This window comes from Caballeronia sp. LP006 (genome assembly GCF_031450995.1).
Taxonomy (GTDB): Bacteria; Pseudomonadota; Gammaproteobacteria; order Burkholderiales; family Burkholderiaceae; genus Caballeronia.
The window spans coordinates 41627-57291 of sequence record NZ_JARTVW010000006.1 but is presented as its reverse complement, the minus strand read 5'-3'; the positions used below and the strand labels follow the sequence as shown (position 1 = coordinate 57291).

Here is a 15665-nt window from a genome sequence, read left to right as displayed (position 1 = left end):
TACCGTCAACCAACGATCACATCGTCCCACTCGGAAACCGCAAGATTGTGCTCAGCGCTCAAACCTTGGAGGAGCACAGTGTCCTGCGCGCGAGTGTCTAGCGCAAAGGAAGCCTTGATCGCTCAGCGCAGCCACGCGAAGGCCGCAAGCGCGAGCATGACCGTGATTGCACCGCCGATGCGCGTCGCGATCTGCGCGAACGGCATCAGTTCCATGCGGTTCGCGGCGGTCAGAATGGCCACGTCGCCTGTACCGCCAAGGCCGCTGTGGGTGGCGTTGACGATCGCCGCTTCGACGGGATACATGCCCGTCCAGCGCGCGACCAGAAAGCCCGTCGCAACGAGCGTGAGCACTGTCGAAACGGCCGTCACGATGTTGACCCAATGGAACGCCGTGACGATCTCGCCCCACGGCGTCATGGCGACGCTGATCGCGAACATCAACGGGTAGGTGACAGCCGTCGAAAAAAAGCCGTACATGAAACGCGCGCCGCCTCGCACGCGCGGCGACACGATCTGAAAGAACTGCGCCGCGACGACCATCACGAGCATCACGACGGGCGCGGGCCAGTCGAAATATTGATGGCTCAACACACCGACCAGATAAAGCGCGATGGCCGTCGCGCCTGCTGCGGCAACCGAACTGACATCGAATTCGAACGAAAGCGGGTTCGCGCCCGTCACATCGTCGTCGCCTTCGGTAACGGTCAGCCGCCCATTGCCCGTGAGATGCGGCCGGCGCGCGCCGAGATAGCTCAGCAAGCCCGCGCAGCAGATTGCCACGATATTGCCGAGCATCACGGCCGACAGCACCTGCGCGAAGAGCGGCCCCTGTTCGACGCCGAGAATCTGCGCATATCCGGCCGACAGCGGCAATGCGCCTTCGCCGACGCCGCCCGCCATGATGGGCACGACGACCATGAACAGCGCGTGCCTGATATCGAGGCCTAGCAAGGTGCCGACGGCCGTGCCGACGCACGCGGCGGCGATTGAGCCCGCCGCAACGGGCACGAAGATGCGCACGAAGCCTTTGACGAGCGTCTGCCGGTCCATGCTCAGCACACTGCCGACGATGATCGCCGCGATGAACAGGTACAGAAAATTCGATTGCTTCGTGAAGGTCGTCACCGCTTTGGCGATCGGCTCGGGCATCAGCTTGTAGTAGACCAGCATCGACGGGATGAAGGCCGCGAAGATCGAGGTCGCGCCGATATGCCGGATCCACGGAATGCGCTTCGCGAGTTCGGCGCAGGTGAAGCCGCCGACGGCCACGAGTGCGATGCCCGTCGGCAGGTCCGCCGCGAGCTTGCCGTGCGCTGTCATCAATCCAAGCACGGCGACCAGAAGCAGATAGACGGGCAGCGGCAGGGCGCCGACACGAAGATCGAACACGCGCCACCAGCGTTCTTTCAGGCCGGCGCTCTCGCCGTGTGCCTGATGCGTCGTTGTCTCCATAGTGCTGTCTCCCCTTATACGAAAATCAGCAGCGCCGCGCCATACACGATCAGACCGACGGCGAAGGTCATGGCCGTAAAACCGAGTACCCGCTGCACACCGATACCCGCCATCGCGACGACGGGCGCGGCCCAGAACGGTTGCATCATGTTCGAGACCTGCTCGCCCATCGCGACGGCCATCGTCGTCGCGGGAACGGAAGCGTGCAGCGCGACCGCAGCGGGCACGACGAACGGACCCTGCACGGCCCAATGACCGCCGCCGCTCGGAATGAAGAACGTTACGATCAGCGAACACACGTAGCTCCAGAAGGGCAGCGTGTGCGCATTCGAAATCGCGATGAAGAAGTGCGAGATCACATCGGGCAGACCCGTTGCGTCCATCATCCCCATGATCCCGCCGTAGAGCGGGTACTGAAGCATCATCGGACCTGTCTGCTTCGCGGCGTTCTTGACCGCGTCCGCATACGCGAGCGGATAGCCGTGCAGGATCACGCCCGCGATGAACATCACGAAGATCACCGAGTTCACGCCGGAAAACGCGATGTGCTGAAACTGCGTCAGCACGATCAGACCGATGCCCACCGCGCCGATGAACGCGCTGCCTATCCACGAATGCTCGACCTTACGTGCGAAATTCAGCTTGCCTTCGGGTTTTTTGCGGATCGGTTCGTCGGGATGTTTGTCGGTATCGAGCGGCACGGCATCGCCGTCACGCGGACGCAGCCAGGCGAGCACGAACGGCATCGCGACGAGCATGACGAGCGTGGGCACAAGATTGAAGCGCGTGAAAACCGTTTCGCCGAAGGGCAGCACCGCGCCCGTCAGCTTTTGGACGACGTTCATCGAACTGCTGGGCGTCGATTGCGCGAGCGCGATCGAACTTGAAATGCCGCTCGCCCACACGACCCAGCCCGAGAAGCCCGCCGCGACGATCCACGCGAAATCGACACGCATGCGCTTTGCGACTTCACGCGCCAGCAACGCCGCCACCACGAGGCCCATGCCCCAGTTGAAGAACGACGTCACGGCGACCAGCACGAAGGTCAGCGTGCCCGCCTGCGCCGGCGTGCGCGCGATCGACACGAGCATCTTGAACAGGCGCTGCACGGGCGGCGCGTGCGCAAACGCGTGACCCGTGACGAGCACGAGCGTGATCTGGAACGCGAACGTGAAGATGTCGAAGAAGCCTTTGTACCAGCCGGAAATCATCTTCGGCAGCGTCGCGTGCGGCGCGAAGATCGCGGACAACGCGCCGACGATGGCCGTGATCATTATCGCGAGCACGAAGGGATCGGGAATCGTGCGCTCGAACAGACGGATGGTGGCTTCTGTGAAGCTCGTTTTGCGCGCGGACGTCGATGGCGCGGCGGTGGGTTTCATGCGTGTCTCCTGTTTATATTTTTCAGTTCGCGAAGCCGTAGAGCGTGGCGGGATTGGTCGCGAGAATCCTGTCGCGTGTGGCTTCGTCCTGCGCCCAGTCGGACAGCAGATCGAGCAACATCAGGTCGTCGGGCTTGTGCTTCTCCGTCACGTGCGGCCAGTCGCTGCCCCACACGAGCCGGTCGGGCACGGCATCGACCCACGCGCGCGCCATCGGCGTGATGTCCGGGTATTGGCCTGCAAGTCCGTCCGCCGAGTCGAGATACGGACCTGATAGCTTGATCCACGCGCGGCCCGCATCGGCGAGTTCGCGCGCGATGGCGAATGCCTCGTGATTCACGCCCTGTTGCAACGGAAGACGCGCACGATGATCGAAAACCATCGTGCACGGCAGACGCTGCAACATCGCGCGATGTTCGACGACTTGCTCGGCGGTCCAATGCAGCTGAACATGCCAGCCGAGTTCGGCGATGCGATGCGCGAGCGGCTCGACCATTTCGAAGCCGACGGCAGCGTTCTTTGCCGTATAGAGCGTGAAGCGGATGCCGCGAATGCCGCCTTGATTCAACGTGTCCAGTTCCGCATCCGTCACATCGGGATGCAGCACCGCGATGCCGCGCGCGTTGTCGATGCCGAACTGACGGATGGCATCGACGATCACGGCGTTATCCGTGCCGTAAATGCGCGGCGTGACGATCACCACACGCTGCGTGCCGATGCGCGCCTGCACCTTGCGATACGCGGCGACATCGGCGTTCTCGACGAAACCGGGTGTGTCGGTTTGCTCGAGAAACGCACGGTCGTAGATGTGAATATGGGAATCGCATTTCATCGCGATGTGTCTCCGTGTTTTATTAACGAGCGAACGTTTGTCACAGCACGGCGCGTGTCGCGCGTAATCCGTCGATCTCCGCGTTGCTCCAACCCGCTTCGCGCAGCAGCGCTACGCTGTGCTCGCCGAACGCGGGCGCGGCGAACGGCTCGGGCAGCGGTGTTCCACCGAAGCGCACCGGATGCTTGATTCCGCGATACGCGCCCACGCCCGGATAGTCGAAGCGCGCGACCATGTCTTCGGCGAGCACTTGCGGATCGTCGAACATGTCTTCGACACTTCGCGCGGCGGCGCACGGAACAGCATCGCCGAACAGCGCTTCCCATTCCAGCGCGGAGCGTTGCGCAAGCGCCGTGTGCAACAGCGGCACAATCTCGTCGCGATGTATCGCGCGCTTGCGCACGGTGTCGTAGCGCTCATCGGTGGCGAGGGCGTCGAGGCCAGTGAGTTCGCACAGCGACTTCCAGAAATGTGGTGTATTCGCGGACAGATACAGATAGCCTTCGCGCGTCGGATGAATGCCCGTGATGCCGCCCGAACGCATGTCGCGACCGACGTCTTTCGGTTCGCTGTCCGCCCAGATCATGCGGGCCGATTGCATCGTCAGCGCGCTGCGCAGCAGTGACACGCCGACGTACTGTCCTTCGCCGCTCTTCTCGCGCGCGAACAACGCCGACGACACACCCGATGCAACTAATGCGGCCGCGTAGTAATCGACGACCGAGCCGTACAGCACTTCGGGCGGACCTTCGCTCGGGCCTTGCAGCGTGCACATGCCCGTCATCGTCTGGAGCACCTGGTCGTAACCGGCCTTGTCCTTGTTCGGTCCCGTTTCGCCGTAGCCCGTCACCGCGCAATAGATCAGACGCGGATTGATCTCGCGCAACTGCTCATAGGCAATGCCGAGCCGCGCCGGCACGCTCGGGCGGAAGTTGTGCACGAGCACGTCGGCCTGTTTGACGAGCGAGAGCAGCACGTCGAGCGCTTCGCGTTGCTTCAGATCGAGTACGAGTCCGCGCTTGCCGCGATTCACGCCGAGAAACGCGCGGCTTTCTGCTTCGAGTGTCGAAGGATATTTGCGCAGGTTGTCGCCCGTGGGCGGTTCGATCTTGATGACTTCGGCGCCCTGGTCGGCGAGCAGCGTGCAGCCGTACGGACCGGCGATATACGCGCTCAGATCGAGCACGCGCACGCCGGAGAGCGGCCCGCCGCGTCCAACGTTGTGTTCCATGAATGATTCTCCTTGTTGGCTTTACAGCGCGAGCGACGTGCGTTGGTCGGGCGAAAGCAGTTCGAGCCGCGCTGCCTCGTTCACCAGCACGCGCGCGCGCTCGACGAAAGGCGGGTCGATCATGCGGCCATCGACGACATAAGCGCCGATGCCTTCCGTGTCCGCATCGCGCGCGGCGACGACCACGCGCACGGCATGCGCGATGTCGTCGTCGGATGGACGGAATACGTCGTTTGCAATCGCGATCTGGCTCGGATGAATGCAGCTTTTGCCGACGAAACCCAACGCGCGCGCCATCTCTGCTTCGGCGCGAAAGCCGTCAGCGTTCTCGATGTTGGCGAACGCGGTGTCGTAGGCGAACACGCCGGCTTCGCCCGCTGCAACACGCAACGCGAACATCGCCTGTTGAATCGCCGACGTTTCGCGTCGCGCGATGCCGAGCGGCTCGAACAGATCGCCGAGTCCCAGTTGCAGACCCGCGACGCGCGGATGCGCGCCCGCGAGTTCCGCTGCCATGCGCAACGCGCGCGGCGATTCGATGTTCAGGAGCAAGCCGATCGGCGCGCCGACGCCGTTCGCGCGTTCGGCGGCTTCGAGTGCGGCTGCGGCCGCGCGCACGTCATCCGGCGTTTCCGGTTTCGGCAGATTGACGAGCGACACGCCGTTGCGCGCGACGGCGTCGATATCGGCGGCGAAATGCGGTGTGTCGAGCGCGTTGACCCGCACGATCAGCGTCTTCGTGCTGGCGAGCGCTTCGCTGGTTTCGAGCAACGCGCGTAGGTCGGTGCGCGCCTGCGGCTTGCGCTCGGGCGCGACGGCGTCTTCGAGATCGAATGAAAGGGCGTCGGCGGCGCTGGCGAGCGCCTTAGCGAATAGTTCCGGGCGCGATGCCGGTACGAACAGCTTGCTTCTCATGTGTCTCCCGAACTTCTTCGACATGACTCGGAGTGTATGAGCGCCGACGTTTTAGATAAACTATCTGCGTCTATCTTCAAACCAAAGGAAATCTATCCAGTGGATACGGCATTTCTGGCCAATCTGCTGCTGGTCGTCGATACCGGCTCGATGGCGGAGGCCGCGCGGCGAGTCGGCGTGACGCCCGCGGCGATTGCGCAGCAGATGTCGGCGCTGGAGCGGGAACTCGGCGTGACGCTGTTCGTGCGCTCGGGGCGCACGGTGACGCCGACGGAAGCGGGGCATCGGCTCATCGAGCGGGCGCGCGGACTCGTCGCGGATTTCGCCGATCTGAAAGCGCACGCGCTGGAAGGCGAGGCGGCGGGCGAACTGCGCATCGGCACGATCACCACGGCGTTGTTGAGCCTGTTGCCCGATGTGCTCGCGAACTTTGCGCGCGGCTTTCCGCGTGCGAAGGTGCTGATTCGCGCGGGCACGTCGATGGAACTGTATGACACGCTGCATCGTGGCGATCTCGATGTCGCCATCTGTCTGCACCCGTCGTTTGCGCTGCCGAAGGCGTACGACTGGCATCTGCTGCGCGAAGAACCGCTCGTCTTGCTCGCGCCTGCGCGCTTTGCTCAGGAAGATTCACACGAGCTGCTGCGGCGTGAGCCGTTCATCCGATACGACCGGACCTTGGGCGGCGGCAAGCAGGCCGATCAGTATCTGCGGGCAGCCCGCATCGTGCCGCGCGAGCTGTTCGAGCTGAATGCGCTGATGGCGATTGCGATGATGGTGGACCGTGGCCTAGGCGTGTCGCTCGTTCCGGATATCGTCTCGCCGATGACGTCGGCGCTTTCCGTCGCACGGCTCGCACTGCCGGTTCGCACGGAACCGCGCCGGTTCGGCATGGTGTGGCAACGGGCATCGCCACGGGCGCGCCTAATTCAGGGCTTGCGGCAATGCGCGGATGAGGCGGTTGCGACGAGCCTTGTGAGAAAAGAATAGCTGAGCGAGGTTTTGGCCGACACAGGGAGCGCGACGAACAAGACGCTGTTACATCAGGCACAGAAGGGCACCGGCCATTGCCACACGTCGCTTCAGCAATTCAACCGTCCGGCGGTTCAGCCGTGGTAAGAGACATTGAGATCGTCGACTGTTGAGCGGCAGAGAAGGGGTCGTAAGTTCCCCTTTGAGAGCGCCGTCTCGCGGCAGTTATGCGTTTGAGCCATTCAATGCCGACTCAAGTCTTGCGAATTGATGTTCAGCGTGGCGAATGAGACCGCGCATTTCGTGGGCGTAAGGGTATGCGTCACGTGACTCCTTGCTGCCTCTATCACCCGCGGAGCGCAAGGCCGCTGTTAGAGCGGCCATTTTGTCTTCAAGGCTCAGTAACGTGGCGCGGAGCCCGGCGATCGCGGATATAGCTTCGGCCGACCCGACTTCGTGAAGCGGAATTTGCTTGAGAGCATCTGCAGCGTCCAGCAACCTGCCGGGTGATGCCGTCAGCGAAAGAAGTAAGGAGCCTGTCGATCCGGCTTCAAATGATTCGTTGTATTCTCTCGCCGCGTCCATTGCGACGCGACCGATCTCAATGTAGGCGAGCCGGCGTGCTTGCTCGCGTGCTTGTACGTTCGCATCGTTCTGACGTTGCGCTGCGGATGCTTGACGCTCGCCGATGAGATACGCTCCGACGATGGCTAAATTGAACCAATGGCTTGAACCCACGCTGCTAGGCCATACGATGCCTCTGGCCACTTATAGGCAAGGCCGAGCGATGCCAGCGCAACAATCGAAACAGCCAGGACGACGATTAACAACGTTAGGGCGCGGATCATCGAAAAACTCCGAGGAATTCTTACAGTTCGACGAACCGCGCCCAATCGCCGGCGCGCGGGCGTTTCCGGAAGCGCCGGTCGCGGACACCGCCTTCGATAATAGTAAGATTACATTTGATGATCGCCGGCTTCACTTGTAAAGGGCTGTCCTTATGTCGAAGCGTTGGCAGTCCGATTTGGGTCCGGTCGCGGTCCGACGCGAGCCGACCTGGGCAAGCGGTCTATTGGCATGGGACCGTGGTCGGCCCACTTTGAGACGTTCGATACTAGCGTCGCTCGGACATTCAGATGGCAGCTTCATACCGATAGCAGTCTGCCGGACCAGGCCAAGGGATCGCATCTGTCGTCCAATGCAGGCTTCGTGATCAGCCAGCCGGAAGTCTGCTTATCGATACGCGTCGGCGTGTGACTCCGACGCACGAGCCAACTAAAAACCGTACAGCGAGGCGGCGTTATCGACAAATACAGATTTCTTCAGCATCGAAATGGATGTCTGCCCCGCCAGCCAATCCAACATCTTGGCGTCATCCGGCTTTTTTTGTTCGGTCGCATGAGGCCAGTCAGAACCCCATACGAGCCGTTCTGGGAATCTGTGCGTCAGAAATTCAAGAGCCTTCCCCAAGTCGGTGTATGGCGGATGTTGGCCCTGACTCGACAGGTACGGCGCGGAGAGCTTGAGCCAGACGCGACCAGAATCCATGAGCCTTAGAAGGCTTTCTGTCACTTCGCTCGCCAGTCTTGGGAAAAGATGCAACCGCGCATAGTGGTCAAGGACAACCGGAACGTCGAGTGCCAATAGCAGCTGTGCGCTCTCGATGAGTTGTTGTCCAGTCAGATGAAGCTGGATATGCCAGCCCAATTTATCGATTCGGGGAGCGAGCGTATGCAGCATGTCGAGTGACGTCGCGCCGGCTTGCACCTGATTGAATCGGATGCCGACGACGCCAGCATCGGCGAGCGCGAGAAGCTCAACGTCGGTCACTCTGTCATTGACGACCGCAACACCTCGAGTCATGGTGCGATTGTCGCGGAGGACCGACACCATTAAGCTGTTGTCAGTGCCGTACGTCGAAGGCTGCACGAGCACATGACGGCTGCATCCAAGCCTTGCCTGCAGTTTTCGATAGTCGTCAATCGTTGCGGTGGGCGGTGTAAGTAGCGCGCCAGCAACTGGGGGCAGCCGGTCATCGAAAACGTGCATGTGGCAGTCGCAAGCGTCTTCAGGCAGCGCGACAGTAGGGCGACTATCGCCGGCAGAGAAAGGGATCATGTCGAAATGCTCACCACTGGATTGTTCTTTCTTTGTATTGGCTGTCTGAGCGCCGGCCTTGCGCAAGTTAATGCTCATGCGGCGTCTGTGCCTGATTCAGCCTCTGGCCGGAGTCAATTCGCTCTTTCATGAAGCGACGATACGACAAGCGAATGTGCGACTCCATCAGACTACAGGCCAGTTGGCCGTCGTGTGTCTGCACAGCGTAGGCGATGTCCTCGTGCTGCTGGAGGCTTCGTGCGAAGTCCGGTGCAGAGTAGAGGAAGAAGGACCGTGTGATGACCGGCATGTCGATGAGCGTGACCAGCATCGATTTCAGGCGCTGGGACTTGGCGCAATCGAGTAGCTGCATGTGAAACGCTCGATTGGCTGCTTGTATCCGCAGAACTGCATCCTCCGACTGGCTCTTAATCGCGCTGGCCATCTCAGCGTTGATTCGATTCAATTCATCGATGTCGTCATCCGTGGCATGCCCGGCGGCAAGCCGCGCGGCGTGCGGCTCCAGTAGGGCGCGAAGACTGAACATCTCTTCGATGTCCCACCGCGTCCATCCCGCAACGAACACACCGCGGTTTGCCTCGACGGAGACCAGTTTGTCGTCAGACAGCTTCTTCAGCGCGGCCCTTACCGGCGTTCGGCTCATGCCAAGTTCTTCAGCGAGGTGTTCCTCTTTCAGCTGCGTGCCCGGCTCGTACTGGCCCGACAGGATGCGCTTACGCATCGTGTCGTAGGCGGATTCCATTCCTTTTTTCATCTTGTGTAGCTCTCTCGACCGGCAGTCGGTCCGCCCCGACTACCCGTTTGGCGAACCACTCCCATCAGATGCACCGTCTCCTGCCCTTAGTGATTCTACATCATACATTGTTTTTCGATTGTCCCGGACCTGCCCTGCCACTCGTCAAGAATGCCATAGTTTAGGGGTTTTCCCGGCATTCCACTAAGTCCACTTGTGACGATTGTATTTTATTTGTACTGTTAACCCGTCACAAGGAGGAGTTCATGAATATTGCAATCGTGGGGTTGGGTGAGGTCGGGCGTTGCTACGCGAGCGCACTTGCGGGCGTGGCTCAAAACAAGTTGATGCTGTGCGAGCAGCGGGTATCGGAACTGGCGGCAAAGCTTGCAAGCGACGTCAATTGGCCTATCAACGAGGCAGTGGGGCCGTGGCTTTCCGAGGCCAACTGCGTTTTTTCATGTGTTGTAGGGACGAAATCGCATGAGGTTGCCCAGAGCTGTTTCAAGTACATGAAGCCAGGAGCATTGTTCGCCGACTTCACGACAGCATCTCCGGAGACGAAGCGTCAGGGGGAGGCCCTCGCGAATTCGCAGAAAATCGCATACGCCGACGTGGCGATCATGGGGGCGATTGCACTTTTTGGCGCACGTACCCCGCTGCTTTGCTCAGGGGATGGTGCGACCTTGTTTTCAGCCATTCTGGCCGAAGCTGCAGGTGTGGCGCCGCGAGTCCTTCCGGACGGCCGTGCCGGGGACGCGATGTCGCTGAAGATCTTGCGCAGCGTATTTACGAAGGGTATGGAGGCGCTGGCCGTTGAGGTGTTGATGGCAGCGGAACGACAAGGGCTGCGCCCGGCGCTTTACGAGGTGCTACAGGACATCGATAAGGCCTCGTTGCCGCAGTTCCTCGAGATGCTGGTGACGACGCACGTTATCCATGCTCGTCGCCGTCAGCATGAAGTCGAAGAGGCAGAGCGCCAACTTGCTGCGATCGGCATCGTGTCGGATGTTCTTGACGGTGTGCAGCATCGCTTTGCACGAACCGCGGACAAGCTCGACGCATTTCCGCTTCCCACCGAGAAGCCCGCGCTGGCCGATGCGCTTACCTGGCTCTCGTCAGAGCCTGAGAAAGCAGCAGCTTAGCCCCAACGAAATCCCTAAGTCCATTTGGCAGTGCGGCTGTCAGGCCCCTGCTCACCCTATTGTTTTGGAGAAGGTCATGTCCGTTACCAATGAACAAATCGAAGCGCTCAAGCAACTCGGCACCGCAACGATTCACGAAGCGCAAGGCCAGAAAGGCGCAATTGACGGCGCACTGCGCCCCATCGACCCGACGGTGCGTCTGGCTGGCCGCGCGCTGACCGTTGACATTCGCCCCAGCGATAACCTGGCGATTCACTACTCGCTGACGAAGGCGAAGCCAGGCGACGTGCTCGTGATAGATGCCAAAGGCTTCATCGAGGCAGGTCCGTGGGGCGATCTCCTCACGCTGGCTGCGCAGAAACAGGGCATTGTCGGGTTGGTCATCGACGGTTCTGTTCGTGACGCAAATACCATCATCGAGCTGGGCTTTCCGACGTTCTCGCGCGGCCTGTCCATCAAAGGCACCAATAAGAATCAACCCGGGAAGGTCAACGTTCCCGTCACCATCGGCGGCGTTGTCGTGAATCCAGGCGACATCGTAGTCGGTGACCGCGACGGACTGGTCGTCGTCGCACAGGACGAAGTCGAAGAGGTCATTCGCCTCAGCCGCGCGCGCGAGGACAAGGAAAACGGAATCCGCGAAGGAATCGCCGCTGGCAAGAGCATGGTCGAGCTGCTCGGCTTGGGAGACAAGCTGGAAAAGTTCAGGATGGTTTAAGTAGCGCTCTGCTGACAGAGGCCATCGGATAGTCGTCAGCGCAACGACCCCGCCGGAACCGTTGGAAGCCGCAGGTTCCGGCTCCTGAACGAGATAGTAGGAGACTGGAATGCTTGCCTTGAAATCCCAAACGTCGTCGAGTGAGCGAAGGAAGGTCATCATTGCATCGTCCCTCGGGACGATGTTCGAGTGGTACGACTTTTATCTCTATGGTTCGCTCTCCGCGATTATCGCGAAGCAGTTTTTCTCTGGCGTGAATCCAACCGCCGGCTTTATTTTCGCCCTGTTTGCATTTGCAGCAGGGTTCATCGTTCGGCCGTTCGGCTCGCTCGTGTTTGGCGTCATTGGCGACATCGCTGGGAGAAAGCGCACCTTCCTCGTCACCATTGTGTTGATGGGTTTGCCGACTTTTATTGTCGGGCTGCTGCCTTCGTATGAAACCCTTGGGATCGCATCTCCAATTCTGCTCATCGTGCTCCGACTGCTGCAGGGCCTTGCCGTGGGCGGTGAGTATGGCGGTGCGGTGACCTATGTGGCCGAACATTCGAGCGCCGAAAAACGCGGTTTGCACACGTCGTGGATTCAGACGACTGGCACGCTCGGTCTGCTCCTTTCCCTCTTCGTTATTCTGGGCGTGCGTTCCGGTGTCGGCGAAGACTCGTTCGGAGATTGGGGATGGCGTCTTCCGTTCCTGTTTTCCATTGTCCTGCTCGGCATCTCGTTGTGGATTCGCGTGAAGCTTAACGAGAGTCCGGAATTCAAGCGGATGCAGGATAAAGGGGAGCAATCCAAGTCGCCGCTACGTGACACGTTCGGCAACGCCAGGAACAGAAAGCTTGTGATTGCGTCTCTGCTTGGCTGCACCGCAGGGCTCGGCGTGGTTGCATACACGGGACAGTTCTACATTCAGTTCTTCCTGCTGCAAGCGGTGAAGCTGGACGGAAAGTTGACCAATGAGGTCCTGACCATCGCGCTGGTCCTGTGCCTTCCGTTTTATGTGTTGTGCGGTTGGTTGTCCGACCGTATCGGCCGCAAACCGGTGATTCTCACCGGCTGTGCAATTGCCGCGCTGACCTACTTCCCGATTTACAAGGGAATCATGCACTACGCGAATCCGGCACTGGAGTACGCACAGGCTACCTCGCCCGTGAAACTCGAAACGAATCTGAGCGACTGCAGCTTCCAGTTCAACCCTGTTGGCACGAGCACATTCAACAAGCCGTGCGACGTGGCGAAAGCGGCACTGGCGAAAAATGCAGTGAATTACACCGCGTCCCAGTCGAGCGGGCCAGCCACGGTCGTGACCGTGGGCAGCCAGGTTGTCGAACTTGGTAGCCTTCAGGGCCTTAGCGCAGCGCAGGTCACTCAACGTATCAAGGCGTTCACTGAATCGCTGACTGCCGCACTTGTGCAGCACGGTTATCCGAAGAGTGCGGATCCATCGGCCGTCAATAAGCCGATGCTAATTCTGCTCATCATGATTCCGGTCATCTACCTGACCATGGTGTACAGTCCCGCCGCCGCGTGGCTGGTCGAATTGTTCCCGCCGCAGGTCCGTTACACAGCTACTTCGCTTCCGTACAACATCGGCAACGGATGGTTTGGTGGATTTATGCCCGCGACAGCCTTTGCGATGGTCGCCGCGACAGGCGACATCTACTTCGGCCTCTGGTACCCGACAGTAGTTGCGGGCGTTGTTGCGGTCATCGGTTTCTTCTTTTTGCCTGAATCTCGATTCATGAAGCAATCGGAAGAGGTAGCCGGCGACGCGTCCCGCGCCGAGACGTAAGCAAGCGTCGGAGTGGGGCCCGAAGTAGGACGAACCGTCGTTGAAGCAGTAATCAATCAACCCTGGCGCACGCGCGCTCATCGAAAGATCGAGAGCGCTGGTCCCAGGAGGGAGACACAGCATGTCCACCGCAGCACAGACCGACCACCATCAGGCGACGATTCGGAAAATTCAATGGCGAATTCTTCCCTTTCTCGTCGTGCTTTATATCATTGCCTTCATCGATCGCTCCAACATCGGGTTTGCTGCGCTCAAGATGAACCCGGACCTAGGGATTACATCCACGCAGTTCGGCATTGCAGCGGGCCTTTTCACCGTTGGTTACTTCTTGTTCGAAGTGCCGAGCAACATATTGATGCATCGATACGGTGCGCGTAAGTGGATTGCGCGCATCTTGTTCACCTGGGGCGCGGTCGCCGCTTGCACGGGTCTCGTGCAGAGCTACGTGCAGCTTGCCGTTATTCGGACAATTCTGGGCATCGCGGAGGCGGGATTTTTCCCATGCGTGCTGTTGTATTTGACGTATTGGTTTCCGGAGCGGCAGCGTGCTCGGGTGGTGGCGCTCTTCATGATCGCATTACCGATTGCGACGCTTATCGCAGGCCCGCTGTCCGGCATCATCCTCGACCACGTCCATTGGAATGGCATCGCTTCCTGGCGTTGGGTGTTCATCCTTGAAGGACTGCCTGCAGTGCTTGTCGGGTTCCTCGCGCTGCGCATCTTGGTCGACCATCCGCGCGATGCGAAATGGTTGAGCGAAGAAGAGAAGACCTGGCTGGTAGGCGTCCTCGAAGCTGAGGCTGCCGCGAAGGTCAAGCAACATGGAGACGTATCGTTCTGGAGTAGTCTGAGTGGCGCGCGCATTTGGCTGCTTGCATTTATCTATTACGCCAAGTCTGTTGCGGTGTATGTGCTCGCGTTCTATTCCCCTCAAATCGTCAAGGGCTTGGGACAAGAGCTCAGCAGCACCGCAGTGGGTTTCGTGAATGGCCTGCCTTACGCAGTGGCGACCGTTGTGATGGTGTGGTGGGCCCGTCGCTCGGACAGGACTGGCGAGCGACGGTGGCACGTTGCGTTGCCGCTCTTGGTGGCGGGTGCTGCCCTCGTTTTGATGGCGCTTTCGGCGGGCAATATTTGGGTTTCCGTCGCGCTGCTCGTCGTTATCACCGCTGCCATCTACGCACCGTATGGCCCCTTCTGGGCGATGCCGTCACTTTTCTTGACCGGTTCCTCGGCGGCCGTTGGCCTTGCGGCGATCAATTCAATTGCCAATTTGGGTGGCTTCGTTGGCCCGGTTGCGTTCGGTGCGATAAAAGACACGACAGGTTCCATCTACGCGGGGTTGACGTTCGTGAGCCTGACGCTCGTCGCCGCCGGCATACTCGTTGTACGGTTGAGGTTCGTCAAGGAAGCAGAGCAACGTCTTCGCGCGAAGTTGAAACCAGCGATGGCGGGTTGAGCGCGTTGGCGCAAACCCCGTGGTCCCGATACTCGCTGCCCGCGCGGGTAGATTGCCCCCGCACGCACCTCACTCATAATGGACCGCTGGATCGGGAGACATAGACGATTTCGGTGGAACGTCGGACAGATGGTTGTCGACGCACAGATGGCCGCAGTAGCTTAGCAAACGGCCATCGAGCCGGACCGGTGCGATCGTCTCTTACGGGTCGAACAGCGACCGCTGGCGTGAGCGCAAGATTGATCTCCCTTCATCGAAGAGGAGGTTGCCATGGAAGCGCTTAATTGTTCGCCCGCTCGTCGGGTGCCGTGGAATAAGGGGAGGCTGACCGGACAGAAGCCTCCGTTGAAGCTTCGTGAGATCTGGGCGATTCGGACAAGACTCCAGATGTCATCCAACGCTCGCGAGTTGGCGCTATTCAACTTGGCTATCGACAGTAAGCTCCGAGCATGCGATCTGACGCGACTGCAGGTCCAAGATATCTGCATGGGAGGGCATGTTGTAGCTCGCGCGACATTCATGCAGCAGAAAACACATCGACCGGTTCAGTTTGAAATAACAGAGCAGACTCGTCAAAGTGATTCGGCTTGGATTTGTGCTCAAGGGTTGAAGCCTACCGATTATTTGTTTCCAAGTCGGCTGCATGCCTCAGCGCATGTGTCAACGCGTCAGTATGCGCGCATCGTTCATCGTTGGATCGCGTCGATCGGATTGGACGACAGCGCTTACGGTACGCACACAATGCGACGAACAAAAGCGTCGTTGATCTATCGCCGCACCAAGAACCTGCGCGCAGTCCAATTGCTATTGGGCCACACAAAGATCGAGAGCACGGTGCGGTACCTTGGGATCGAGGTAGACGACGCACTTGAGATGGCTGAGCAAACGGAAGTCTAGTTTCCGTGGCCGACGAGCGT

At 60.1% G+C, this 15665-nt stretch carries 14 protein-coding genes; 6 read left to right on the top strand and 8 right to left on the bottom strand.

Annotated elements, in window-relative coordinates; genetic code table 11:
• Positions 1-122 precede the first annotated feature (122 nt).
• The 5 genes from P9250_RS30760 to P9250_RS30740 are packed head-to-tail and all read right to left on the bottom strand — an operon-like array spanning position 123 to position 5814.
• A complete protein-coding gene (locus tag P9250_RS30760) occupies positions 123-1454 on the bottom strand; it encodes a 2-hydroxycarboxylate transporter family protein (RefSeq protein ID WP_310397039.1) in 1332 nt (443 codons plus the stop codon).
• A gap of 14 nt (positions 1455-1468) precedes the next feature.
• On the bottom strand, positions 1469-2836 hold the full coding sequence (locus tag P9250_RS30755) for a TIGR00366 family protein (protein ID WP_310397037.1): 1368 nt from the start codon (positions 2834-2836) through the stop codon (positions 1469-1471).
• A 22-nt stretch (positions 2837-2858) separates the two neighbouring features.
• Positions 2859-3668 (bottom strand): amidohydrolase family protein, encoded by an 810-nt coding sequence (locus P9250_RS30750; RefSeq protein WP_310397035.1) that lies wholly within the window; start codon positions 3666-3668, stop codon positions 2859-2861.
• Positions 3669-3708: 40 nt separating this feature from the next.
• The gene (locus P9250_RS30745) at positions 3709-4899 is read right to left on the bottom strand and encodes a CoA transferase (RefSeq protein WP_310397033.1); all 1191 of its coding nucleotides are present in this window, start codon (positions 4897-4899) and stop codon (positions 3709-3711) included.
• A 21-nt stretch (positions 4900-4920) separates the two neighbouring features.
• The gene (locus P9250_RS30740) at positions 4921-5814 is read right to left on the bottom strand and encodes a CoA ester lyase (protein ID WP_310397031.1); all 894 of its coding nucleotides are present in this window, start codon (positions 5812-5814) and stop codon (positions 4921-4923) included.
• Between the two features lie 99 nt (positions 5815-5913).
• Between P9250_RS30740 and P9250_RS30735 the strand changes: the two genes are divergently transcribed.
• Positions 5914-6804 carry a LysR family transcriptional regulator gene (locus P9250_RS30735; RefSeq protein ID WP_310397030.1) on the top strand — a complete coding sequence of 297 codons (891 nt, stop codon included), beginning with the start codon at positions 5914-5916 and terminating at the stop codon, positions 6802-6804.
• A gap of 207 nt (positions 6805-7011) precedes the next feature.
• On the opposite strand, the gene P9250_RS30730 is transcribed toward P9250_RS30735, so the two are convergent.
• From P9250_RS30730 to P9250_RS30720, 3 genes are all read right to left on the bottom strand, one after another.
• A complete protein-coding gene (locus tag P9250_RS30730; protein ID WP_310397028.1) occupies positions 7012-7524 on the bottom strand; it encodes a hypothetical protein in 513 nt (170 codons plus the stop codon).
• A 537-nt stretch (positions 7525-8061) separates the two neighbouring features.
• Positions 8062-8982, bottom strand: a complete 921-nt coding sequence (locus P9250_RS30725) for an amidohydrolase family protein (RefSeq protein WP_310397026.1) — start codon at positions 8980-8982, stop codon at positions 8062-8064.
• Positions 8972-9646 (bottom strand): GntR family transcriptional regulator, encoded by a 675-nt coding sequence (locus P9250_RS30720; RefSeq protein WP_310397024.1) that lies wholly within the window; start codon positions 9644-9646, stop codon positions 8972-8974. Before P9250_RS30720 ends, P9250_RS30725 begins: the two co-directional genes overlap by 11 nt.
• Before the next feature lie 257 nt (positions 9647-9903).
• Between P9250_RS30720 and P9250_RS30715 the strand changes: the two genes are divergently transcribed.
• The 5 genes from P9250_RS30715 to P9250_RS30695 all read left to right on the top strand — a co-directional run bounded on the left by P9250_RS30715 (position 9904) and on the right by P9250_RS30695 (position 15645).
• Complete coding sequence (locus P9250_RS30715; RefSeq protein WP_310397022.1) at positions 9904-10782, top strand: DUF1932 domain-containing protein; 879 nt, start codon at positions 9904-9906, stop codon at positions 10780-10782.
• A gap of 64 nt (positions 10783-10846) precedes the next feature.
• Positions 10847-11500, top strand: coding sequence for a 4-carboxy-4-hydroxy-2-oxoadipate aldolase/oxaloacetate decarboxylase (locus P9250_RS30710; protein ID WP_310397020.1), 654 nt, complete (start codon positions 10847-10849; stop codon positions 11498-11500).
• A 109-nt stretch (positions 11501-11609) separates the two neighbouring features.
• Positions 11610-13289 (top strand): MFS transporter, encoded by a 1680-nt coding sequence (locus P9250_RS30705; protein ID WP_310397018.1) that lies wholly within the window; start codon positions 11610-11612, stop codon positions 13287-13289.
• Between the two features lie 121 nt (positions 13290-13410).
• Complete coding sequence (locus P9250_RS30700) at positions 13411-14748, top strand: MFS transporter (RefSeq protein ID WP_310397015.1); 1338 nt, start codon at positions 13411-13413, stop codon at positions 14746-14748.
• Positions 14749-15018: 270 nt separating this feature from the next.
• A complete protein-coding gene (locus P9250_RS30695; RefSeq protein ID WP_310397013.1) occupies positions 15019-15645 on the top strand; it encodes a tyrosine-type recombinase/integrase in 627 nt (208 codons plus the stop codon).
• The last annotated feature ends 20 nt before the right edge of the window (positions 15646-15665 follow it).

Bases quoted from the DNA above. Each gene is read 5' to 3' on its own strand.
- P9250_RS30700 (WP_310397015.1), top strand. From the start codon at position 13,411: ATGTCCACCGCAGCACAGACCGACCACCATCAGGCGACGATTCGGAAA.
- P9250_RS30740 (WP_310397031.1), bottom strand. From the start codon at position 5,814: ATGAGAAGCAAGCTGTTCGTACCGGCATCGCGCCCGGAACTATTCGCT.
- P9250_RS30745 (WP_310397033.1), bottom strand. From the start codon at position 4,899: ATGGAACACAACGTTGGACGCGGCGGGCCGCTCTCCGGCGTGCGCGTG.
- P9250_RS30695 (WP_310397013.1), top strand. From the start codon at position 15,019: ATGGAAGCGCTTAATTGTTCGCCCGCTCGTCGGGTGCCGTGGAATAAG.
- P9250_RS30725 (WP_310397026.1), bottom strand. From the start codon at position 8,982: ATGAGCATTAACTTGCGCAAGGCCGGCGCTCAGACAGCCAATACAAAG.
- P9250_RS30705 (WP_310397018.1), top strand. From the start codon at position 11,610: ATGCTTGCCTTGAAATCCCAAACGTCGTCGAGTGAGCGAAGGAAGGTC.
- P9250_RS30760 (WP_310397039.1), bottom strand. From the start codon at position 1,454: ATGGAGACAACGACGCATCAGGCACACGGCGAGAGCGCCGGCCTGAAA.
- P9250_RS30720 (WP_310397024.1), bottom strand. From the start codon at position 9,646: ATGGAATCCGCCTACGACACGATGCGTAAGCGCATCCTGTCGGGCCAG.
- P9250_RS30755 (WP_310397037.1), bottom strand. From the start codon at position 2,836: ATGAAACCCACCGCCGCGCCATCGACGTCCGCGCGCAAAACGAGCTTC.
- P9250_RS30750 (WP_310397035.1), bottom strand. From the start codon at position 3,668: ATGAAATGCGATTCCCATATTCACATCTACGACCGTGCGTTTCTCGAG.
- P9250_RS30715 (WP_310397022.1), top strand. From the start codon at position 9,904: ATGAATATTGCAATCGTGGGGTTGGGTGAGGTCGGGCGTTGCTACGCG.